Here is a 22,152-nt window from a genome sequence, read left to right as displayed (position 1 = left end):
AACGCCGCCCTTCGGGGCTGATCAAGGTCTCGGTGATCTGACAGGATGAACAGCGAGCCCAGAGTGTGAACAGCAGTGAGGAGAACGCGGTGTCTGCAATGTCGGCGGGCCGGTCAGCCCTGCGGATGGGACCCGCAGAGCTGGTCCAGGCGGCGGCCATGGCCCGCCGCTTCTACCTGGAGGGCAAGTCCAAGATCCAGATCGCCGAGGAGTTCGGCGTCAGCCGTTTCAAGGTGGCCAGGGTCCTGGAGACGGCCCTGGAGCGCGATCTCGTACGCATCGAGATCAGGGTGCCCGCCGAGCTGGACGCGGAGCGCTCCGACGCGCTGCGTGCCCGCTACGGCCTGCGGCACGCGGTCGTCGTCGAATCCCCGGCCGACGCCACCGAGGACGCCCTCCCTGGCTCTCCCGGCTTCGCCGGGAGCGCGCCCACCGACCCGGAGAACCTGGGCGAGGTCGCGGCCGACCTCCTCGGCGAACTGGTGAACGAGGGCGATGTGCTGGGCCTGGCCTGGGGCCGGTCCACCATCCACATGGCCGCCGCGTTGCACCAGCTGCCGCCCTGCACGGTCGTACAGCTGACAGGTGTGTACGACGCCGGGACGGCGGAGCGCGGCTCGGTCGAGGCCGTACGCCGCGCCGCTCAGGTGTCCGGCGGTGAGGCGCACCCGATCTACGCGCCGATGCTGCTGCCCGACCCGGCCACTGCCGCCGCGCTGCGCAACCAGACCGGCATCGCGCGGGCCTTCGAGTACTTCGACAAGGTGACCGTCGCGGCCGTCTCCATCGGCTCGTGGGAGCCGGGCATTTCGACGGTGTACGACATGCTCTCGGACGAGGAGCGCGCGCACTACGCGTCGCTCGGTGTCGCCGCCGAGATGTCCGCGCACCTCTTCGACGCGCAGGGCCGCCGGGTCGGGCGTGACCTGGGCGAGCGCTGCATCACCGTCGAGGCGGACCGGTTGCGACGTATCCCCGAGGTGGTGGCGATCGCGGGCGGACTGCGCAAGGCGTCCGCCATCGACGCCGTGCTGAGATCCGGGCTGGTGACCAGCCTGGTCACGGACACCGCGGCGGCCGACTATCTGCTCAGCGAGACGGGCACGGCGCCGCGGCCGGCGCTGGACCGGGCCGACCCCGACGACTGATTCCGTTTGGATGATCTGACGAGTGCACCCGCCGCGGCCTGGATGTTCGGCCCGGAGGGTGTATCGGCATGGGCATGGGACACTGAAGTACGTGCGTTTTTCCCCGGCTGAAATGCCCGGGGGCCAACTCCGAACGACTGGGATGTTCAGCACGTGCGTTTCCTCAACGATCTGAAGCCGCCGTACGACCTCACGTACGACGACGTATTCATGGTGCCGAGCCGCTCGGCCGTCGGTTCCCGCCAGGGCGTGGACCTCGCGGCCCCCGACGGCACCGGCACCACCATCCCGCTGGTCGTCGCGAACATGACCGCGATCGCCGGCCGCCGGATGGCCGAGACCGTGGCCCGGCGCGGCGGGCTCGTCGTCATTCCGCAGGACATCCCGATCGAGGTCGTCACCGAGGTCGTCTCCTGGGTCAAGTCGCGCCACCTGGTGCTCGACACCCCGATCGTCCTGGCCCCCTCGCAGACCGTCGCCGACGCGCTGTCGCTGCTGCCCAAGCGGGCGCACGGCGCGGGCGTCGTCGTGGACGCAGACCGTCGCCCCATCGGCGTCGTCACCGACCACGACCTGACCGGCGTCGACCGCTTCACGCAGCTGTCCGAGGTCATGACCAGGGACCTGGTCCTGCTCGATGCCGACATCGACCCGCGCGAGGCCTTCAACCGGCTCGACGCCGTCAACCACAAGTACGCCCCCGCCGTCGACAAGGACGGCCGTCTCGCCGGTGTCCTGACGCGCAAGGGCGCCCTGCGCGCGACCCTCTACACCCCCGCCACCGACGCCAGGGGCAAGCTGCGCATCGCGGCAGCTGTCGGCACCAACGGCGACGTCGCGGGCAAGGCCAAGCAGCTTCTCGACGCCGGTGTGGACACGCTCGTCGTGGACACCGCGCACGGTCACCAGGAGTCGATGATCGCCGCGGTCAAGGCCGTGCGCGGGCTCGACCCGCAGGTCCCGATCGTCGCGGGCAACATCGTCGCCGCCGAGGGCGTGCGCGACCTCATCGAGGCCGGCGCGGACATCATCAAGGTCGGTGTGGGCCCCGGCGCCATGTGCACCACCCGAATGATGACCGGCGTGGGCCGCCCGCAGTTCTCCGCCGTCATGGAGTGCGCGGCCGAGGCGAAGAAGTTCGGCAAGCACGTCTGGGCCGACGGCGGTGTCCGTCACCCCCGCGACGTCGCGATGGCGCTTGCCGCCGGCGCGTCCAACGTCATGGTCGGCTCCTGGTTCGCCGGTACGTACGAGTCGCCCGGCGACCTCCAGCACTCGGCCGACGGCCGGGCGTACAAGGAGTCGTTCGGCATGGCGTCCGCCCGCGCCGTACGCAACCGTACGAGCGAGGAGTCGGCGTACGACCGGGCCCGGAAGGCGTTGTTCGAGGAGGGCATTTCCACCTCGCGCATGTTCCTCGACCCGACCCGTCCGGGCGTCGAGGACCTGATCGACTCGATCATCGCGGGCGTCCGTTCCTCGTGCACGTACGCCGGTGCCGGCTCGCTGGGGGAGTTCGCCGAGAAGGCGATCGTCGGTGTGCAGAGCGCCGCCGGTTACGCCGAGGGCAAGCCGCTGCACGCCAGCTGGAGCTGACGGCTCCGGAACGCTCCAACCCTGGCCGGTCCCGCTTCCGCGGGGACCGGCCAGGGATTTTTCGGGGGTGTCCCGGCTAGAGTCCCGGGTACGACACGACGAGGGGGGAACCTGTGGCGCAGGTCAACATCAGTCTCGATGCGGAACTGGTGGTGGAGGTGATGGTGCTGGCCGGGGTGGGCTCGCCCCAGGACGCCATCGAGGCCGTCGTACGCGACTACATCGCCCGTGGCCATCGCACAGAGGCGCGAGCCGAGCTCAAGGACCAGAGCCGGCGGGACGCCGGGACGAAGCCGCCGGAGCCGCAGGGCTGAGCCCTTCCTGACCGTTGAGTGCCCCACGTCGTGATGGTGTGACGAAACGCGCCTCCCGCAGGGCGGCGGCGACCGCGTCGGCCATCAGGGCGTGGCCCGCGTCGTTGGGGTGCAGGCCGTCCGTCAGGTGTTCCGGGGTGAGGATGCCCAGGCCGGGGAGCAGTGCCAGCCGGTCGTCGCCCGCCGCGATGCCGGCCAGGACGGCCTCCTCCAGGGCGGTGCGCAGGGCGGCGAGGGTGGCGCCGAGGGCGTTGGGGGTCCGCTCGGCCTCGGGGCGCAGGACGGGGGAGAGGACCAGCATCGGGGTGTCCGGATGCCCCCGGCGTACGAGGGTGATGAAGGCCCGCACGGTCTCGTACAGCAGCGGAGCCGAGAACGGGGTGCGGGACCAGCAGTTGGTGCCGAAGGCGAGGGTCAGGAGATCGCCGGGCAAGCCTGCGAGCTGCTGGGCGACGGCGAGTTCGCCGCGGCCGGCTCCTGCCTGGCCGAGGTTCACCGCGTCCAGGCCGAGTGTACGGCCGGCCACAGCGGGCCACGCGTGGGCGGGGCGGGTGGACCACCAGCCCTCGGTGATGGAGTCGCCGTACACCAGCCAGCGGGGCTGCGGCGGGGCAGGGGAGATGGGGCCGCCGACCGGACGCAGCCCGAGGATCTCGGGGCACTGGCTCTCCGGTGGATGGACCGTGAACCGGCCCGGGCCGTCCGGCAGGCCGATCCGTACGACCGTCTCCCGCGCCGGATCCTCGGTCACTTCCGACACGAGGGCTCCGTCGTGCCACAGCGCGAAGGTGTGCGCGAGGTCGCGCAGGGCGTCGGCGGGGCCGGGCAGGGCGGCGCGGTAGCGGAGGTCGACGGCGGTGGCGCCGCGGGCCGTGAATTCCAGCCGTACGCCGACGGGGACGGCGCAGCGCTCCACGATGTCCCACGGCAGCCGGTCCAGGTCCGCGGGGTCGGCGCGCACGGCCCGGCGTCCGTCGCGCCAGGCGACGCCGCGCAGGAAGGGGGCGGGGTCCAGCCATCCGTCGATCATGATTCGCCTCCGGTCGTCGGGTGCGGGTGCGGCGTACTCCGGAACGGACAAAAGGGATATCGAAAGGGGAGGCGCAACAAAGAGCCATCTGTCGCGGTTGTGCGCAATGATCGTCCGTCGGTACGCAAGGTTGCTGCATTACGCATGCGAACGCGCACCTCGTAGGCTTCGCGCTGTACGTGGAGTGGCGGGGACCGCCTGCTCGGCGGTTCCCAAGCTCCGGGTTATTTTTTTACGCCCCGAGCGGACCGCTGCGGTCGCCGCCTTCCCGATCGGCAGCGATAAGGAGCCACCCCAGTGTTGGACGCAGCGCCACCCGTCACCCCCCAACCGGAATCCGAGCGTCCGAATCTCGGCAACCGGCTGATGCGGCGCAAGCCCGTCGAGCAGCTCGTCGCGGAGAGCGGCCAGGGCGAAGGCGGTGCACTCCGCCGCTCGCTCACCATGTGGCAGCTCACGATGATCAGCATCGGAGCCACGCTCGGCACCGGAATCTTCGTCGTACTCGGTGAAGCTACGCCGCTGGCCGGTCCCGCCGTCGCGATCTCGTTCGTCATCGCCGGACTCACCGCCCTCTTCTCGGCCCTCTCGTACGCGGAGCTGGCTGGTTCCATACCGGTCTCCGGTTCCTCGTACTCCTACTCGTACGCGACCATGGGCGAAGTCGTCGCATGGATCTGCGGCTGGTGCCTGGTCCTGGAGTACGGCGTCTCCGTCGCGGCCGTGGCCGTCGGCTGGGGCGAGTACCTCAACGAACTGCTCGACGGCACGCTCGGCTTCACGATCCCAGAGAGCGTTTCCGCCCCGCTGGGCGAGGGTGGCTACATCAACCTCCCGGCCCTCGTCGTGGTGCTGCTCGCCATGGTCTTCCTGATGGGCGGCGCCAAGGAGAGCGCCCGCGTCAACACGATCATGGTCATGATCAAGATCACCACGCTGGTCCTCTTCTGCGTCATCGGCTTCATGGGCATCAAGGCGGGCAACTACACCCCGCTCGCCCCGCTCGGTGTCACCGGAATCAGCGCCGCCGCGGCGACCTTGTTCTTCTCGTACATCGGATTCGACGCAGCCTCCACCGCCGGTGAGGAAGCCAAGAACCCGAAGAAGGACCTGCCGCGCGCGATCATGCTGTCGCTGCTGATCGTCACTGTTCTCTACTGCCTCGTCGCCCTGGTCGCCGTCGGCGCCATGCCGTGGCAGGACTTCGAGGGCACGGAAGCCGCGCTCGCCCAGATCATGAAGGACGTCACGGGCCACAGCTTCTGGGGCGTCGTCCTCGCGGCCGGTGCGGTTGTCGCTATCGCGAGCGTTGTCTTCGCGGTGCTGTACGGGCAGACCCGCATCCTCTTCGCGATGTCGCGCGACGGCCTCGTTCCCAAGGTCTTCGCCAAGATCGACACGCGTACGGGGACGCCGAAGGCGAATGTCGTGATCGTCTCGCTGTTCTGCGGCGTGCTGGCGGCCACCATTCCGCTCGGTGAGCTCGCCAACGCGACCAGCATCGGCACGCTCTTCGCGTTCGCTCTGGTGAATGTCGCGGTCGTTATCCTGCGGTACAAGCGGCCCGACATGGCACGGACCTTCCGGGTCTCGCTGTTCCCGGTCACTCCGGTGCTCGGATTCGCCTTCTGCGCCTACATGATGTTCAGCCTCCCGGGCGTCACTTGGGCTGTTTTCGGTGGCTGGATGGTCGCCGGGCTCGTGTTCTACTTCTTCTACGGCCTTCGCCGCTCCAGTCTGGCCACCGCAGAGAAGTGATCCACGCGCAGTGCGACTGAACGAACTCGACGAACGCATCGTCCACGCCCTCGCTGAGGATGCCCGCCGCTCCTACGCGGACATCGGCTCCGAGGTCGGGCTCTCCGCCCCCGCCGTCAAACGGCGGGTGGACCGGCTGCGCGCCGAGGGAGCGATCACCGGGTTCACCGTACGGGTGGACCCGGCGGCGCTCGGCTGGGAGACCGAGGGGTTCATCGAGATGTACTGCCGCCACAACACGTCGCCGGAGGACATCCGGCGGGGGTTGTCGCGGTATCCGGAGGTGGTGTCCGCGTCTACCGTCACCGGTGACGCGGACGCCGTCGTTCAGATCTTCGCGTCCGACATGCGGCACTTCGAGCGGGTGCTGGAGCGGATCGCGGGGGAACCGTTCGTTGAGCGCACCAAGTCGGTGCTGGTGCTGTCGCCGCTGCTGAGGCGGTTCTCGTCGGGCGCGCCGGCGTAGGGCTGCGCGCCTGCGGCGGGCTTTCCCCTACCCGCCCCTTCCCGCTGTGACATTCTGCGGCTCCGCCGCGTGAGGGGCGCTGCCCCAGGCCCCGGTCCTGAAACGCCGGACGGGCTGAAGTGGCCAGGGGCGGCGGCTGGGGCTCCGCCCCCCCCACAGGGCCTACCGACCGTATGACCGCAGACCCATCGGCGTACGCGCAATGAATCGCCGCCACCCGCGCTGATTGCGCAACAGATCGGCGGTCGGTCCGCAACGGTCGCGTCTTGTCCCGGTGCGGGAGCGGAACGTACCGTCATTACGTCTCCCCGAAGTCCCCTCCCCACCTGCCCGAGGTCAGCCATGCCGCCGTTGCGCACCGCACTGCTCCAGAGCTCCGGCCGTCCCGGCTCCGTCGACGCGAACCTCAAGGTTCTCGACGAGGCCGCCGGCCGTGCGGCGGCCGCCGGTGCCGGGCTGGTGGTCTGCCCGGAGATGTTTCTGACCGGGTACGCCATCGGGGCCGACGTGCACCGGCTGGCCGAGCCCGCCGACGGAGAGGCCGCCGACGCCGTCGCGGACATCGCCGTACGCCACGGACTGGCCGTCCACTACGGCTACCCGGAGCGCGACGGGCAGGACGGGGATGTCGTGTACAACTCCGCCCAGCTCATCGGGCCCGACGGCACGCGACTCGCGAACTACCGCAAGACGCACCTCTTCGGCGGCTTCGAGCAGGAGTGGTTCACCCCGGGCCAGGACACGGTCGTACAGGCTGAGCTCGGCGGGCTGACCATCGGCCTCATGATCTGTTACGACGTCGAATTCCCGGAGAACGTCCGTGCCCACGCGATCGCGGGCACCGACCTGCTGCTGGTGCCCACCGCACAGATGCACCCGTTCCAGTTCGTGGCCGAGTCCGTGGTCCCGGTGCGGGCCTTCGAGAATCAGATGTACGTCGCCTACGTGAACCGGACCGGCCCCGAGGGCGACTTCGAGTTCGTCGGGCTCAGCTGCCTGGCCGGTCCGGACGGGGCCTCCCGCGCCCGCGCCGGCCGCGGCGAGGAGCTGGTGTTCGGCGACGCCGACCCCGAGTTCCTGCGGGCCTCGCGCGAGAACAACCCGTACCTGCGCGACCGCCGCCCCGGGCTGTACACCTCGCTCGCCTGACGCCGCCCCCCCGCTTCGCCCCTTTCTTTCGTTTTCGCAAGGAGTCCGACCCCATGACGTCCACGGTGCCCACCGCCGTCCAGCACACCGACGCGCAGCCGCCGATCACCATGTTCGGGCCGGACTTCCCTTACGCGTACGACGACTTCCTCGCGCACCCGGCCGGCCTCGGCCAGATACCGGCGACCGAGCACGGCACCGAGGTCGCGGTCATCGGCGGCGGGCTCTCGGGCATCATCGCGGCGTACGAGCTCATGAAGATGGGCCTCAAGCCCGTCGTGTACGAGGCCGACCAGATCGGCGGCCGGCTGCGCACCGTCGGCTTCGAGGGCTGCGACGAGTCGCTGACCGCCGAGATGGGCGCGATGCGCTTCCCGCCGTCCTCCACGGCGCTCCAGCACTACATCGACCTGGTGGGACTGGAGACCAAGGCGTTTCCCAACCCGCTGGCGCCCGAGACCCCGTCGACCGTCGTCGACCTCAAGGGCGAGTCGCACTACGCCGTCACCGTCGACGACCTCCCGCAGGTCTACCGCGACGTCATGAACGCCTGGAACGCCTGCCTCGAGGAGGGCGCCGACTTCTCCGACATGAACCAGGCCATGCGGGAGCGCGACGTACCGCGCATCCGTGAGATCTGGGCCAAGCTCGTCGAGAAGCTCGACAACCAGACCTTCTACGGCTTCCTCTGCGAGTCGGAGGCATTCAAGTCCTTCCGGCACCGCGAGATCTTCGGCCAGGTCGGGTTCGGGACCGGAGGCTGGGACACCGACTTCCCGAACTCCATTCTTGAGATCCTGCGGGTCGTCTACACCGAGGCCGACGACCACCACCGCGGCATCGTCGGCGGCAGCCAGCAGCTGCCCGTCCGGCTGTGGGAGCGCGAGCCGCAGAAGCTCGTGCACTGGCCGCTCGGTACGTCGCTGAAGTCGCTCCACGAGGGCGAGCCCAAGCCCGCCGTGACGCGGATGCACCGTACGGCCGGCAACCGGATCACCGTCACCGACGCCTCCGGTGACATCCGGACGTACCAGGCGGCGATCTTCACCGCGCAGTCCTGGATGCTGCTCTCCAAGATCACCTGCGACGACTCGCTGTTCCCCATCGACCACTGGACGGCGATGGAGCGCACTCACTACATGGAGTCGTCCAAGCTGTTCGTGCCCGTCGACCGGCCGTTCTGGCTGGACAAGGACGAGGAGACCGGCCGCGACGTCATGTCGATGACGCTGACGGACCGGATGACGCGCGGTACGTACCTGCTGGACGACGGCCCGGACAAGCCGGCCACCATCTGCCTCTCGTACACCTGGTGCGACGACAGCCTCAAGTGGCTGCCGCTGTCCGCGAACGAGCGGATGGAGGTCATGCTGAAGTCCCTCGGCGAGATCTACCCGAAGGTCGACATCCGCCGTCACATCATCGGCAACCCGGTGACCGTGTCGTGGGAGAACGAGCCGTACTTCATGGGCGCGTTCAAGGCGAACCTGCCCGGCCACTACCGCTACCAGCGCCGCCTCTTCACCCACTTCATGCAGGACAGCCTCCCCGAGGACAAGCGCGGCATCTTCCTTGCGGGCGACGACATCTCCTGGACGGCCGGGTGGGCCGAGGGCGCCGTACAGACCGCGCTGAACGCGGTGTGGGGCGTCATGCACCACTTCGGCGGTACGACCGACCCGACGAACCCGGGTCCCGGCGACCTCTACGACGAGATCGCCCCGGTCGAGCTGCCGGAGGACTGAGCGGCTACCGGAAAACGTGCCGCTCGGGGCCGGTCGCGATCCGGCCGGCCCCGGGCGGTCATCAACAGCCCTGCCCGGTCATTCCCCCAGGCGGTCGGGGGATCAGCCGCCCGTCGTACGATCGCGCCGGTCGTACGATCAGCCGTCGCCGGGCAGCGGCGTCAGCAGCATCCGTCCGACCAGGCCCACCCCGGCGTCCAGCCGCTCCGTGAACTCCTCGGTCAGCTCCGGCAGTTCGCGCAGTCGCCACAGGAGCCGGGCGGCGGACCAGGCGGCGTCGCGGGCCCGCTCAAGGCTCCACGAGCCGAGCAGATGCGTCAGCGGATCCGCGATCTCCAGCAGATCGGGCCCCGGCATCAACTCCTCGCGGATACGCTCCTCCAGCGCCACGAGCGTGTCGCCCACCCGGTCGAAGTCCCCCTCCAGATCGGCCGGCCGGCAGCCGAGCGCATGGCAGGTGTCGACCACGGCCAGCGCCAGATCATGCCCGATGTGCGCGTTGATCCCGGCGAGGGCGAACTGCAGCGGGCGTACGCCCGGATGGCGCCGGTACTGCAGCAGAGGCCGCCAGCAGGCGGGCCCCCGCCGCCCCGCCGACGAGGCGTCGACGGCGGCCAGGTAGCGCTCGGCGAAGAGCACGTCGAGGGTGGCGGCGGTGCGGGCGTCCGGGAACAGGCCGCCGTCGATACGCCGGTCGATCTCCTCGGTGACCGCCAGATAGACCCGGTTGAAGACCGCGAGCCCGTCCGACGGCGGCCAGCCGCAGCGGAAGGAACGCATCCGCGCCACAACAGTGTCGACCGAGGTCCGGGAGCGGTCCGTCTGAGCTGGGAAGTGCTCGATCTGCGCCATACGGGCAGCGTCGCAGCCCTAGGCTTTTCACCGGGTGCCGAAGGCCCGGGCTTCCCCACAACGGGGGAATGCGCGGTGTCGCGGGCGCCGGGGGATGGGCCATTCGGGGGGAGTGCCTAGGGTGCCAGGCTTACGTGCGCAGCGCCGGATCGAGCGCGCCGAGCGGCGGCGCGCCAAGCGCCGCAACGCCATGGTCGTCGCGGCTTCGGCGGTCGTCGCCGTCGGTACGGTGACGGGCGTGATGTCCGCGGTGGCGGGCGAGGGGGACCACCGGAACACCGCACGGCCCGAGACGACCAGAACGCCGGCTCCGGCGCCGCTGCCCGCGCGGCCGAGCCCTTCGCCGACGCCGACGCCGACGCCGACGCCGACGCCTTCGACGAAGGCGCCGGCGTCGCGCCCGGCCTCGCCCTCGCCCTCGTCCTGGTCGCCTTCGCCGTCGAAACCCACGAAGAAGCCGACGTCCCGGCCGCAGGCCTCAACACCTTCCGGCGCCGCCCTCTACCGGCACCCCGAGTCCCAGGTGCTCGACTGGGTCAGGGCCAACCGCGACGACCCGAGGCACCCGCTCATCAAGTCCCGGATAGCCGACCGGCCCGCCGCCGTCTGGTTCGCGGCGTACAACCCGGGCGCCGTCACCGCGCAGGTCAGATCCGTCACTTCGGCCGCTGCGGGGGCGGGACGGGTCCCGGTTCTGGTGCCGTACGCGATACCCGACCGGGACTGCGGAGGCGCGTCCCGGGGCGGTGCGCCGGACCTCGTGGCGTACGACGACTGGATCGGCGACTTCGCGGCGGGGCTCGGCAGCGGCGAGGTGATCGTCATCCTGGAGCCCGACGCGATCGCGCTCGCCGACTGCCTCTCGGCGGGTGAGCGCGAGGCGCGTTTCGCCTCACTCGCACGTGCGGGCCGCACCCTGCACGCCGCCAATCCCAGGGCCAAGGTCTATTTCGACGCGGGCCACTCCGGCTGGCACTCCGCCGGGAAGCAGGCTGCCGCCCTGCGCGCGGCGGGCGCCAGGTCGAGCAGCGACGGCATCTTCACCAACGTGTCCAACTTCCACCGCACCGCCGATGAGGCGGCCTACGCCCGGCGCGTGCTCGCCGCGCTCGGCGGTCCGGCAGGGCTCGGCGCGGTCATCGACACCAGCAGGAACGGCAACGGGCCGCCGGCCGCCGGGCAGTGGTGCGACCCGGCGGGCCGGGCCCTCGGCCGGTCACCGACGACCCGGACCGGCGAGGCCGGGGTCGACGCCTACCTGTGGATCAAGCTGCCGGGGGAGTCCGACGGCTGCAAGGGCGCGGCGGGTACGTTCACACCGGACTACGCCTACCAACTGGCGCGGGGCGACTGACGCATCCGCGGTTGTACGACGGTTTCGACGCGGGCGCGCGCCCCTACTCCTTCGTCACTGCCGCCCGGGCGCGCGCGTCGCTTCCGCCGGCGACCGAGACGCGGCCCGCGCCGCGCAGTACCCCCGCCCCCACCACCAGGCCGAAGGCCAGCACCGTCACCACCCCGAACGACACCACCAGCGACGTCGCGTCGGCCACCGCTCCGATCGCCGACGGGGCGATCAGCCCGGACGTGTACGTGATCGTCGCGACGCCCGCGATCGCCTGGCTCGGGTTCGGCCCACTGCGCCCCGCCGCCGCGAACGCCAGCGGAACGACCACCGCGACGCCGAGCCCGATCAGTGCGAAGCCGGTCATCGCGAGCGCCGGATGGGGCGCCGCGACGACCAGTGCGCCGCCGGCCGTCGCCGCGGCCCCGCCCACGCGGACCGTACGTACCGGACCGAACCGGTCGACCACGCGGTCTCCGGCCAGCCGCGCCACCGCCATCGTCAGCGCGAACGCAGTGGTCGACGCGGCGGCGGCACCCGCCGACGTGTCGAGAACCTCCCGCAGATAGACCGCCGACCAGTCCAGGCTCGCCCCCTCGGCGAAGACCGCGCAGAACCCGATCGCGCCGATCACCAGCGCCGACTTCGGCGGCAGCGCGAACCGCGGCGGGGCCTCCGCCTCCGCCGCGCCGCGCAGGTCGAGGACGCCCTGGCAGGCGGCCAGCCCGAGCACGGTCAGCGCCGCCGCGGCCAGCGCGTGGTGCAGCCGCGCGTCACTGCCGAGGTGCGCGGCGACCGTACCCGCCGCCGAGCCGATCAACGCGCCCGCACTCCACATGCCGTGCAGCCCGGACATGATCGACTTGTCGAGCCGGTTCTCGACCTCGACGCCGAGCGCGTTCATCGCCACGTCCGACATGCCCGCCGTCGCTCCGAACACGCAGAGCGCGCCGCACAGCGTCAGCAGATTCGGGGCCAGCGCGGGCAGCGCCAGTGCGAGCGTCCACAGCGCCAGCAGCCCGCGCAGCGCGCCCCGAGCCCCGAACCGGTGGCTGATCGCGCCGGCCAGCGGCATGGCCACCGACGCGCCGATCGCCGGAAAGGCCAGGGCCAGGCCGAGCTGACCCGCACTGACGCCCGTGTGGTCCACGATCCACGGGATACGGGTCGCGAAACTGCCGGTGACGGCGCCGTGCACACAGAAGACAGCGGCCACGGCGTACCGCGCCCGCTTCAACTGCCCCTGACTGAAGACCATTTCGCCCGACATCCGTCGCGCCCTCCCCGTTCGTCCGTCACGTCCAGCGTGCCGGAGTAAACTATCAGGAACCCTGCCTGATAAATCTAGTGATTAAATCCGAAATCTGAGAGGATCCGTGGCATGCCCGCATCACCGAGCACCGCCCGGGCCATCAACGACCGATCCGCCCTGAAGCTGCTCCAGGACGAGGGCCCGTTGACGGCAGGACAGCTCAAAACGCTGACCGGACTCTCCCGCCCGTCCGTCGCCGACCTGGTCGAACGGCTCCAGGGCGCAGGCCTGATCACGGTGGTGGGGGAGTCCGGGGCGCAGCGCCGAGGACCCAATGCCCGGCTGTACGGGATCGTCGCGGACCGCGCGCACCTCGCCGCGCTGGATGTACGAACCCAGGGCGTCTCCGTCGTCGTGGCCGACCTGCTCGGCACGACCCTCGCCGAGGCGACCCTGCCGATCGACGGCGACGCGACCGGCACCGAGCCCGCCGTTGAGCAGGCGGTGGCGCTCCTGGAACGCACGGTCCGCGACGCCGGCGCGCGGCGCCTGCACAGCGTCGGGATCGGCGCGCCCGGCCTGATCGACCCGGCCACCGGGGAACTCCGCCACACCACTGGGCTCCCCGCCTGGCACCGCAGACTGGTCACCGCCCTCCAGGACCGCCTCCCCGCCACGGTGCTCGTGGAGAACGAGACCAACCTCGCCGCCGTCGCGGAACAGCGGCTCGGCGCGGCCCGGGACCGCGACACCTTCGTACTGCTCTGGCTGGGCCACAGCGTCGGCGCGGCCCTCGTGCTCGACGGCAGGCTGCGCCGCGGGGCGTCGGGTGGCGCGGGCGAGATCGGGTTCCTGCCGGTGCCGGGGACCGTGGGGCTGCCGTCGGCGACGGACTGCGGCGGCGGGTTCCACTCGCTGGTCGGCGGCGCCGCGATCGGTGAACTCGCCGCGCGGCACGGCATCACGACGGCCGGGGACACCTCTGCCGCCGCCGGTGTACGGGCGGCCCTCGCGGCGGGACGGCGCGGCGAGCCGTTCCTCGACGCCCTCGCGACGCACCTGGCCGTCGGCGCGGCGGCCGTCACCGCCGTCCTCGACCCCGGCTGTGTCGTCCTGGGCGGCGAGAGTGGCCACGCGGGCGGCGCGGCCCTCGCGGCCCGGGTCGCCGACCGGCTGGCCGCGATGTCACCGCTGCGCACGGAGGTGCGGGCAGGGGAACTGGGCGACGCGGCGGTACTTCAGGGCGCGCTGCTCGCGGCGCGGGACGCGGCCCAGGACGACGTATTCGCGCCGCAGAGTTGAGTTGAGAAGTTTCCGGCCTCGGAGCTGAGAAGTATGGACCCGGCGGCGGGAAGGGCCGGTCACCGCCGCCGGGCGTTCGATCGGGGGGCTGGTCAGCAGGCTCCGAGGTCCTGCCAGACGCCCCACTCCCCGGTACTACCCGGCTCTTCGCCCTTGGTCCACCACTTGGACTTCCAGTGGTGTGACTTGTGGGAGACCGTCGTACCGCTTCCGTACTCCGAGGAAGCGCTCCAGGCGGCTGCCGTGCACGGCCCGCCCGGGCTCGGCGTGGGGCTGGGATCAAGACCCGGACCGGGACCCGCCCCCGGGTCCACCACCGTCGTACCGCGCGCCAAGTCCCCTGCCAGGGCGTAGGACTGGCCGCTGAAGGTCACCGTCCAGTTGGACGGGGTCGACGTCGGCAGGTAGTAGACGAAGTCCAGCTCCACCGAGGCGCCGGGCGCCAGCGTCTACCACGCGTGATTGGTCGTGAGTGTGATCCAGGTGGGTGCTCATCCGGCCTGCAGCGGCGTTGGGCGACGGGGTGTGTCCGGCCGGTAGGGGGGAACGGGAGTTCCTGGGGCGAATGGGTGACCTTGTGGCGGGCCGCTCGTTGGTTGTGGTGGCAACGTGCGGCGGCCGGAGGGGGGTGAGTGGGTTGCGGGAGTTGGCGGCTTCGTTCGTGGTGCGGGGCCCTTCGGGTGTGGCGGTCCGGGACCGACTGCGTGTGTCGGATGCGGATGCGGCGGTGCTGGGTGAGGTCGGGGCGTTCCTCGGTTCGCTGGCCTCGGGTGATCTCGCCGCCCGCGTCCGTCAGGGACTGGGCCACGACGCGTCCTCGTGGGCGGTGCGGAAGCGGGAACTGACCGGCCGGTCGTCGTCGCGGTGGGCGGGCAGCATCACCAAGGCCACCCATGACCAGTGGGCGCTGGCCAGGCGTGGGCAGGGTGCGCACGTTGTTTCGCTGCGGGCGGGGATCGCGGCGATCGAGGCGCGGTTGGCAAGGCCGTTGGGGGCGAAGTCGAACAAGCGGGAAGGTGTCCCGCGCGGTTACGGTTCGCGCGCCGAGTGGCATGCCAAGTCCCGCCGCCTGCACGCGCTCAAGACGCGCCTTGCGGCAGTCGAGGCCGACCGGGCCGCGGGCCGGGTTCACGTCGTACGTGGTGGGAAGCGTTTGGCGAACACCCGCCACCACCTCGATCAGGCCCGGCTCGACGTTCCCGGGTGGCGGGCGCGGTGGGATGCGGCGCGGATGTTCCTGGCAGCGGACGGTGAGACGGGCAGGCGCTTCGGCAACGAGACGATCCGGATCACCGACACCGGACAGATCGCGGTCAAACTCCCCGCCCCACTGGGCCACTTGGCTAACGCCCCGCGCGGTCGCTACGTCCTGGATGCCACCGCGGCCTTCCCGCATCGGGGAGCGGAGTGGCGTGACCGGATCAGCATGAATCGAGCGGTCGCCTACCGCATCCACCATGACGTGGACAGAGGGCGCTGGTATGTGACCGCGTCCTGGCAGCGCGCGTCCGCCCCTACTCTCCCGCTGGAGGCAACCTTGACGCGGGGAATGGTGGGGGTGGACATGAATGACGATCACCTGGCCGCCTGGTGCCTCGACGTCCACGGCAACCCGGTCGGTGACCCGCAGCGCTTCTTCTACGACCTGTCGGGCAATGCCGCGCACCGCGACGCGCAGATCCGCCACGCTCTGACCCGGCTGCTGCACTTCGCTCAACGCCGCGGGGCGGCAGTGATTGGTATCGAGGATCTCGATTTCACCGACGGCAAAAGCCGGGAGAAGCACGGCCGCAACAAGCGGTTCCGCCGCCTGATTTCCCGCTTCCCTACGGCGAAACTTAAGGCCCGGCTGGTGTCGATGGCCGCCGAACAGGGCATGACGATCGTCGCGGCCGACCCGGCCTACACCAGCAAGTGGGGCGCCCAGCACTGGCAGAAGCCCTTACGGACGCCCCGCCGAAAGCCGTCCCGCCACGATGCCGCCAGCATCGCGGTCGGGCGACGCGCTCAGGGATACCTGATCCGGCGACGGACGGCACCGCCCCCGCAGCACCAGAGTGATACTGCGGGGCATCGGACCGCCCAGGCCCGACCGGAGATCTCAGGGCGTGAGGGAATCCACCCACCCGCCACGGACCGGCTCCCCAGAGGGCCGTCGCCGAGCGGGACGAGAAAGCGGAGACCCAGCACGCCCAACACCGTTCGGGGCGCGCCACTGACCATGAGTCCTGGCAACAGGACGCACTTAAAACTCAGTGTTCAGGAACTGTAGTTTGAGTCTCCGAGCGGGGACTGGCCGCAGCCCAGGCCGATGTCGATCGCCTTGGGTTCGCGTTGCGGGCAGACTTAAGAGGACTAGACCAGCGCGTCAATAGGTATGGACCAATCTCCTGTGAGCTGGCCCACAGGAAATCGGGTGCATGGCGCTCGGCCGGGCATGGCACACTGACCGTGTACCAGCAGCAGCGCACTCCGGGGTCGGTGTAATTCCGAACCGGCGGTTATAGTCCGCGACCCGGTCACCTCCAGTGACCGGTTGAACAGGTGAAATTCCTGTACCGACGGTGAAAGTCCGGATGGGAGGCAGTGCGCGGCGGGCCGTCACAGGTCATGGGTACGCCGCTGTCGGCAGTGTTCGGCTCGTCCTCCCAAGGGCGAACCCTCTGTTCCGGCTACGGCGTCCCGTACCCGTTGGCGTTTTCTTCCCGCTCTCTGTCGTCATCGACAGCCCCGGAGTCCGTGCCCGAAGAGGCAGGAGGACCCGGTGGCCACCGCAGCCGAAGCAGCCACGACCGACGCGAACGCCATGCGTCGCGCGATCGCGCTTGCCGCACGCGGACTCGGCTCCACCAGCCCCAACCCGGTCGTCGGGTGCGTCGTTCTCGACGCCGCCGGCCAGGTCGCGGGCGCCGGATTCCACCAGCGCGCGGGCGGCCCGCACGCCGAGGTGCACGCCCTGCGGGAAGCGGGGGAGCGGGCGCGCGGCGGTACGGCGTACGTCACCCTCGAACCCTGCAACCACACCGGCCGCACCGGCCCCTGCGCCCAGGCCCTCGTCGCCGCCGGAATCACCCGCGTCGTGTACGCCGTGAGCGACCCGAACCCGCAGGCCACCGGCGGCGCGGACACCCTGCGCGCGGCCGGAATCCAGGTCGGGCAGGGCCTGCTCGCGGACGAGGCGGAGGCGGGCAACATCGCCTGGCTGACGTCCGTACGCCTCGGCCGCCCGTACGTCCGGTGGAAGTACGCCGCGACGCTCGACGGCCGTATCGCCGCGGCCGACTCCACCAGCCGCTGGATCAGCTCCGCCGAGTCCCGCGCCGACGTGCACCGGCTGCGCGCCGAGGCGGACGCCGTGATCGTCGGCTCCGGCACGATGCGCGCCGACGACCCGCACCTCGCGGTGCGCGGCATCAACGGCGTAACCCAGCCCCTGCGTGTGGTCGTCGACACCAACGCCACCGCCGTCAAGCCCGGCGCCCGCGTCCTCGACGACGCCGCGCCCACGCTGATCGCGGTCGCCGAGAACGTCGAGAACTCTGCCACCGCGCACCTGACCGAAGCGGACGCGGAAGTCGTACGGCTGCCACGCGCCGCCGCCGGTCTCGACATCCCCGCGCTGCTCGCCGCCCTGCACGCCCGGGGCGTCCGCTCCGTACTCCTGGAAGGCGGGCCGACGCTCGCCGGCGCCTTCGTCGCCGCCGGCGCGGTGGACGCGGTCACCGGCTACCTCGCCCCCGTACTGCTCGGTGCGGGCCCCGCGGCCCTCTCCGACGCCGGAATCACCACCATCACCGAGGCGTTGCGGCTCCACATCAGCGAGAGCGTCCGCATCGGCCCGGATCTGCGCATCACCGCTGTCCCCGCCACCCCCGTATCGAAGGAGCACTGAGTGTTCACCGGAATCGTCGAAGAGCTGGGTGAGGTCACCGCCGTCGAGAACCTCGGTGACGCCTCCCGTTTCCGACTGCGCGGGCCCCTCGTCACCGAGGACGCCAAGCACGGCGACTCGATCGCCGTCAACGGCGTCTGCCTCACCGTCGTGGACTTCGGGGACGGTGAGTTCACCGCCGACGTGATGGCCGAAACGCTCACCCGCTCCAGCCTCGGTGCCCTCACCGTCGGCTCCCGCGTGAACCTCGAACGCCCCATGGCGCTCGGCGGCCGCCTCGGCGGGCACCTCGTCCAGGGGCACGTGGACGGCACGGGCACGATCATCGCCCGCGAGCCGTCCGAGCACTGGGAGATCGTCAAGGTCTCGCTCCCCACGGACCTCGCTCGTTACGTCGTGGAGAAGGGCTCCATCACCGTCGACGGCGTGAGCCTCACCGTCGTCGAGGCCGCGGACGACTACTTCACCATCAGCCTCATCCCCACCACTCTCGCCCTCACCACCCTCGGCATCAAGCAGGCGGGGGACCAGGTCAACCTGGAAGTGGACGTACTCGCCAAGTACGTCGAGCGGCTGCTGGGCGCGGACAGCAAGGAGACCGTGAAGTGAGCGCCGTGTCCTGGCTCAACACCGAGGCCTTCACGGCCTTCGACCAGCACATCCTGTGGTCCGACATGATCGGCAACACCATCGGCCTGATCGCCCTCGCGCTCGGCTGGCGCCGCTCCATATGGACCTGGCCCGCCCAGTTGATCTCCGGCGTCATCCTCGTCGCCGCGTACCTCTCCGCGAACCTCAGCGGCGGTGTCGGCAAGCAGCTGCTGGTCATCGGCGTCGCCCTGTGGGGCTGGCGGCAGTGGCAGCTCGGCAAGCAGCAGGCCCAGGACGGCTCGGTCGCCGTCCGCTTCGCCACCTGGCGCGAGCGCGGACTGCTCGCGGCCGGAGCGGTCGTCGGCACGCTGGCCGTCGGCGGCCTCTTCACCCTGTACCCGTCGCTGTCCTGGAGCCCCTGGGCCGACGCGTACATCTTCGTCGGCACGCTCGTCGCGATGGTCGCCCAGGCGCGCGGCCTGGTCGAGTTCTGGTTCGCCTGGCTGCTGGTCGACCTGGTGGGCGTACCCCTCGCCTTCAGCAGCGGCCTGGCCTTCTCCGGTCTTGTGTACGTCGTCTACTTCGCCCTCGTCCTCTGGGGTGCCTACGACTGGTGGCAGCGTTCGCGCACGAGCGTGAAGCCCGCCATGGAAGGAGCAGCAGCATGAGCGCCCTGCCCACCTGGTACAGCACCGACAACGCCGAGGACCTGGCCCTCGACCCCGTCGAACTCGCCATCCGCGACATCGCGGCCGGCCGCCCCGTGGTCGTCGTCGACGACGAGAACCGGGAGAACGAGGGCGACCTCGTCATCGCCGCCGAGATGGCGACGCCCGAGATCGTCGCGTTCATGATGAGCGAGTGCCGCGGCCTGATCTGCGCACCCATGGAGGGCGACGAGCTGGAGCGGCTCGAACTCCCCCAGATGGTCGAGAACAACACCGAGTCGATGAGTACGGCCTTCACCGTCTCCGTCGACGCCTCCGCCGAGCACGGCGTCACCACCGGCATCTCGGCCGCCGACCGCGCCGCGACGCTGCGCCTGCTGGCGAGCGGCCGCTCCACCGCGAGCGACTTCGTACGCCCCGGCCACATCTTCCCGCTTCGTGCCAAGCCCGGCGGCGTACTCGTCCGCAACGGCCACACCGAGGCCGCCGTTGACCTCGCCCGGCTCGCGGGCCTGCGCCCGGCCGGAGCGATCGTCGAGATCGCCGGCGAGGACGGCGTCATGCTGCGGCTGCCCGAACTGATCCCGTTCGCCCGCAAGCACGGCCTGACGATCATCTCCATCGAGGACCTGATCGCCTACCGCCGTACCTCCGACCCGAAGGTCCGCCGCGAGGCCACCGTCCAGCTCCCCACGTCCTTCGGGGACTTCACGGCGTACGGCTACCGCTCGACCGTCGACGGCGTCGAGCACGTCGCGCTCGTGCACGGCGAGATCGGCGACGGCGACGACGTCCTCGTGCGGATGCACTCCGAGTGCCTGACCGGCGACATCTTCCACTCGCAGCGCTGCGACTGCGGTCCGCAGCTGGAAGCGTCCATGCAGCGCATCACCGAGACCGGCCGCGGCGTCGTCGTCTATCTGCGCGGCCACGAGGGGCGCGGCATCGGACTGCTGTCCAAGCTGCGGGCGTACGAACTCCAGGAGCTCGGCCGCGACACCCTCGACGCCAACCTGGAGCTGGGCCTGCCCGCCGACGCCCGCGACTACGCGGCCGGCGCGCAGATCCTCGAAGACCTCGGCGTACACAGCGTCAGGCTGATGACGAACAACCCCGAGAAGACGGCCGCGCTCGTACGGCACGGCCTGACCGTCATCGGACGCGAGCCCATGCCCGTCAAGGCGGGCGAGCACAACCTCCGGTACCTGCGGACCAAGCGGGACCGGATGGGGCACGACCTTCCGTGGCTGGACGGCACCTCAGCCTCCACCTGCGGCAACCAGTAACTCCGTAACAAACCTCGAAGGAGAGAACGCGTGAGCGGCAAGGGCGCACCCGAACTGAGCGTGAAGAACTGCGGCGACCTCCGGGTGGCGGTGATCGCGGCCCAGTGGCACGAGAAGGTCATGGACGGCCTCGTCAACGGCGCGCTGCGCGCCCTCCACGAGCTGGGCATCGACGAGCCGACCGTCCTGCGGGTCCCCGGCAGCTTCGAGCTCCCCGTCGTCGCCAAGGTCCTCGCGGGCCGCGGCTACGACGCGATCGTCGCCCTGGGCGTCGTCATCCGCGGCGGAACCCCCCACTTCGAGTACGTGTGCCAGGGCGTCACCAACGGCCTGGCCCAGGTCTCCGTCGACACCGGCGTCCCCATCGGCTTCGGCGTCCTGACCTGCGACACCGAGGAGCAGGCCCTGGACCGGGCGGGAATCGAAGGCTCGAACGAGGACAAGGGCCACGAGGCGGTCACCGCCGCCGTCGCCACCGCTACCACGCTGCGCACGGTCGCCGAACCCTGGCGCTGAGTGGCAGCGGGCAACCCCGTACTCTTAGGACCATCATGGCCAACAAAACCTTCGAAGAGCTCTTCGCGGAGCTCCAGCTCAAGGCCGCCAACGGCGACCCCTCCACCTCCCGCACCGCCGAGCTGGTGGACAAGGGTGTGCACACGATCGGCAAGAAGATCGTCGAGGAGGCCGCCGAGGTCTGGATGGCCGCCGAGTACGAGGGCAAGGAAGCCGCCGCCGAGGAGATCTCGCAGCTGCTGTACCACGTCCAGGTGATGATGGTCGCCCGCGGGATCTCGCTCGACGACGTCTACGCCCACCTCTGAGCTGCACCCCTTTCTTCTCGTTTACGTACGATTACTCTCACCGCACAGAAGGAACCAGACCTCATGCTGCGCATCGCCATCCCGAACAAGGGCTCCCTCTCCGGACCTGCGTCGGAGATGCTCCATGAGGCCGGTTACCAGCAGCGCAAGGAGTCGAAAGAGCTCCGCCTCGTCGACCCCGAGAACGAGGTCGAGTTCTTCTACCTGCGGCCCCGCGACATCGCGATCTACGTGAGCTCCGGCCGCCTCGACATCGGCATCACCGGGCGTGACCTGCTGCTCGACTCCGGCGCGAACGCCGAGGAGATCCTTCAGCTCGGCTTCGCCCGATCCACCTTCCGTTACGCCACCAAGCCCGGCACCGCGACCGGTGTCAAGGACTTCGGCGGCATGACGGTGGCCACCTCCTACGAGGGCATCGTCGCCAAGCACCTCGCCGACGAGGGCATCGACGCCGCCGTCGTCCACCTGGACGGCGCGGTCGAGACCGCCATCGAGCTGGGCGTCGCGCAGGTCATCGCCGACGTCGTCGAGACCGGCACCAGCCTGCGCAACGCGGGCCTCGAAGTGATCGGCGAGCCGATCATGAAGTCCGAGGCGGTCGTCATCCGGCGTACGGGCGTCTCCGCCGAGGAGGCCGTCGACCCGAAGGTGGCGCAGTTCCTGCGGCGTCTCCAGGGCGTCCTGGTCGCCCGCAGCTACGTGATGATGGACTACGACTGCCGCGCCGAGCACCTCGAAGCGGCCGTCGCCCTCACCCCGGGCCTGGAGTCGCCGACCATCTCGCCGCTGCACAACGAGGGCTGGGTCGCCGTCCGCTCGATGGTCCCGGCCAAGGAGTCCCAGCGCGTCATGGACGACCTGTACGAGCTCGGCGCCCGCGCCATCCTCACCACGGCCATCCACGCCTGCCGCCTCTGAACCACCGAGCCAC

At 70.6% G+C, this 22,152-nt stretch carries 20 protein-coding genes, 1 pseudogene and 1 riboswitch; of the genes and pseudogenes, 17 read left to right on the top strand and 4 right to left on the bottom strand.

Annotated features, from left to right (window positions below; all coding sequences use genetic code 11):
- The first annotated feature begins 65 nt into the window (after positions 1 to 65).
- The 3 genes from J7E96_RS27760 to J7E96_RS27750 all read left to right on the top strand — a co-directional run bounded on the left by J7E96_RS27760 (position 66) and on the right by J7E96_RS27750 (position 3,058).
- Entirely contained in the window at positions 66 to 1,148 is a 1,083-nt protein-coding gene (locus tag J7E96_RS27760; protein WP_215135010.1) for a sugar-binding transcriptional regulator, read from the top strand.
- Between the two features lie 153 nt (positions 1,149 to 1,301).
- Positions 1,302 to 2,744: a GuaB1 family IMP dehydrogenase-related protein gene (locus J7E96_RS27755; RefSeq protein ID WP_215135008.1), complete on the top strand. Its 1,443-nt coding sequence runs from the start codon at positions 1,302 to 1,304 to the stop codon at positions 2,742 to 2,744.
- Positions 2,745 to 2,857: 113 nt separating this feature from the next.
- Positions 2,858 to 3,058: a type II toxin-antitoxin system VapB family antitoxin gene (locus J7E96_RS27750; RefSeq protein ID WP_215135006.1), complete on the top strand. Its 201-nt coding sequence runs from the start codon at positions 2,858 to 2,860 to the stop codon at positions 3,056 to 3,058.
- On the opposite strand, the gene J7E96_RS27745 is transcribed toward J7E96_RS27750, so the two are convergent.
- Positions 3,003 to 4,088 (bottom strand): GDSL-type esterase/lipase family protein, encoded by a 1,086-nt coding sequence (locus J7E96_RS27745; protein WP_215135004.1) that lies wholly within the window; start codon positions 4,086 to 4,088, stop codon positions 3,003 to 3,005. The genes J7E96_RS27750 and J7E96_RS27745 overlap by 56 nt on opposite strands.
- A gap of 366 nt (positions 4,089 to 4,454) precedes the next feature.
- Here J7E96_RS27745 and J7E96_RS27740 point away from each other — a divergent pair, with 366 nt between their 5' ends.
- The 4 genes from J7E96_RS27740 to J7E96_RS27725 all read left to right on the top strand — a co-directional run bounded on the left by J7E96_RS27740 (position 4,455) and on the right by J7E96_RS27725 (position 9,206).
- Positions 4,455 to 5,846 carry an amino acid permease gene (locus J7E96_RS27740; RefSeq protein WP_251070540.1) on the top strand — a complete coding sequence of 464 codons (1,392 nt, stop codon included), beginning with the start codon at positions 4,455 to 4,457 and terminating at the stop codon, positions 5,844 to 5,846.
- A 10-nt stretch (positions 5,847 to 5,856) separates the two neighbouring features.
- Positions 5,857 to 6,312 carry an Lrp/AsnC family transcriptional regulator gene (locus tag J7E96_RS27735; RefSeq protein WP_215135000.1) on the top strand — a complete coding sequence of 152 codons (456 nt, stop codon included), beginning with the start codon at positions 5,857 to 5,859 and terminating at the stop codon, positions 6,310 to 6,312.
- Between the two features lie 342 nt (positions 6,313 to 6,654).
- Positions 6,655 to 7,461 carry a carbon-nitrogen hydrolase family protein gene (locus tag J7E96_RS27730; protein ID WP_215134998.1) on the top strand — a complete coding sequence of 269 codons (807 nt, stop codon included), beginning with the start codon at positions 6,655 to 6,657 and terminating at the stop codon, positions 7,459 to 7,461.
- 53 nt (positions 7,462 to 7,514) lie between these two features.
- Positions 7,515 to 9,206 carry an NAD(P)/FAD-dependent oxidoreductase gene (locus J7E96_RS27725; protein WP_215134996.1) on the top strand — a complete coding sequence of 564 codons (1,692 nt, stop codon included), beginning with the start codon at positions 7,515 to 7,517 and terminating at the stop codon, positions 9,204 to 9,206.
- A gap of 138 nt (positions 9,207 to 9,344) precedes the next feature.
- On the opposite strand, the gene J7E96_RS27720 is transcribed toward J7E96_RS27725, so the two are convergent.
- Positions 9,345 to 10,058 carry a DUF5995 family protein gene (locus J7E96_RS27720; RefSeq protein ID WP_215134994.1) on the bottom strand — a complete coding sequence of 238 codons (714 nt, stop codon included), beginning with the start codon at positions 10,056 to 10,058 and terminating at the stop codon, positions 9,345 to 9,347.
- A 121-nt stretch (positions 10,059 to 10,179) separates the two neighbouring features.
- Here J7E96_RS27720 and J7E96_RS27715 point away from each other — a divergent pair, with 121 nt between their 5' ends.
- Positions 10,180 to 11,412 (top strand): glycoside hydrolase family 6 protein, encoded by a 1,233-nt coding sequence (locus J7E96_RS27715; protein WP_308296167.1) that lies wholly within the window; start codon positions 10,180 to 10,182, stop codon positions 11,410 to 11,412.
- A gap of 43 nt (positions 11,413 to 11,455) precedes the next feature.
- Here the strand turns inward: J7E96_RS27715 and J7E96_RS27710 are convergent, their stop codons facing one another.
- Complete coding sequence (locus J7E96_RS27710) at positions 11,456 to 12,673, bottom strand: MFS transporter (protein WP_215134992.1); 1,218 nt, start codon at positions 12,671 to 12,673, stop codon at positions 11,456 to 11,458.
- Positions 12,674 to 12,784: 111 nt separating this feature from the next.
- Here J7E96_RS27710 and J7E96_RS27705 point away from each other — a divergent pair, with 111 nt between their 5' ends.
- Complete coding sequence (locus J7E96_RS27705; protein WP_215134990.1) at positions 12,785 to 13,957, top strand: ROK family transcriptional regulator; 1,173 nt, start codon at positions 12,785 to 12,787, stop codon at positions 13,955 to 13,957.
- A 92-nt stretch (positions 13,958 to 14,049) separates the two neighbouring features.
- On the opposite strand, the pseudogene J7E96_RS27700 reads toward J7E96_RS27705, so the two are convergent.
- Positions 14,050 to 14,406: pseudogene (locus J7E96_RS27700) on the bottom strand (chitinase C-terminal domain-containing protein); the annotation flags it as partial.
- Positions 14,407 to 14,585: 179 nt separating this feature from the next.
- Between J7E96_RS27700 and J7E96_RS27695 the strand changes: the two are divergent.
- The 8 genes from J7E96_RS27695 (at position 14,586) to hisG (ending at position 22,139) form a co-directional block, all read left to right on the top strand.
- Positions 14,586 to 16,229, top strand: a complete 1,644-nt coding sequence (locus tag J7E96_RS27695) for a transposase (protein WP_308296166.1) — start codon at positions 14,586 to 14,588, stop codon at positions 16,227 to 16,229.
- A gap of 191 nt (positions 16,230 to 16,420) precedes the next feature.
- Positions 16,421 to 16,551: riboswitch (FMN riboswitch) on the top strand.
- Positions 16,552 to 16,763: 212 nt separating this feature from the next.
- Positions 16,764 to 17,849: a bifunctional diaminohydroxyphosphoribosylaminopyrimidine deaminase/5-amino-6-(5-phosphoribosylamino)uracil reductase RibD gene (gene ribD / locus J7E96_RS27690; protein WP_215135025.1), complete on the top strand. Its 1,086-nt coding sequence runs from the start codon at positions 16,764 to 16,766 to the stop codon at positions 17,847 to 17,849.
- The gene (locus tag J7E96_RS27685) at positions 17,850 to 18,458 is read left to right on the top strand and encodes a riboflavin synthase (RefSeq protein ID WP_215134988.1); all 609 of its coding nucleotides are present in this window, start codon (positions 17,850 to 17,852) and stop codon (positions 18,456 to 18,458) included.
- Positions 18,455 to 19,108 (top strand): nicotinamide mononucleotide transporter family protein, encoded by a 654-nt coding sequence (locus J7E96_RS27680; protein ID WP_215134986.1) that lies wholly within the window; start codon positions 18,455 to 18,457, stop codon positions 19,106 to 19,108. The genes J7E96_RS27685 and J7E96_RS27680 overlap by 4 nt, the downstream gene beginning before the upstream one ends.
- Entirely contained in the window at positions 19,105 to 20,394 is a 1,290-nt protein-coding gene (locus tag J7E96_RS27675; protein WP_215134984.1) for a bifunctional 3,4-dihydroxy-2-butanone-4-phosphate synthase/GTP cyclohydrolase II, read from the top strand. Before J7E96_RS27680 ends, J7E96_RS27675 begins: the two co-directional genes overlap by 4 nt.
- Positions 20,395 to 20,424: 30 nt before the next feature.
- Positions 20,425 to 20,910, top strand: a complete 486-nt coding sequence (gene ribH / locus J7E96_RS27670) for a 6,7-dimethyl-8-ribityllumazine synthase (RefSeq protein WP_215134982.1) — start codon at positions 20,425 to 20,427, stop codon at positions 20,908 to 20,910.
- Between the two features lie 35 nt (positions 20,911 to 20,945).
- A complete protein-coding gene (locus J7E96_RS27665; RefSeq protein ID WP_215134980.1) occupies positions 20,946 to 21,218 on the top strand; it encodes a phosphoribosyl-ATP diphosphatase in 273 nt (90 codons plus the stop codon).
- A 63-nt stretch (positions 21,219 to 21,281) separates the two neighbouring features.
- Positions 21,282 to 22,139: an ATP phosphoribosyltransferase gene (hisG, locus tag J7E96_RS27660; protein WP_069929748.1), complete on the top strand. Its 858-nt coding sequence runs from the start codon at positions 21,282 to 21,284 to the stop codon at positions 22,137 to 22,139.
- Positions 22,140 to 22,152: the final 13 nt, after the last annotated feature.

This window comes from Streptomyces sp. ISL-96, from assembly GCF_018614035.1.
GTDB lineage: Bacteria > Actinomycetota > Actinomycetes > Streptomycetales > Streptomycetaceae > Streptomyces.
The sequence above is the reverse complement of the archived record's forward strand: the minus strand, read 5'-3'. Positions and strand labels throughout refer to the sequence as shown.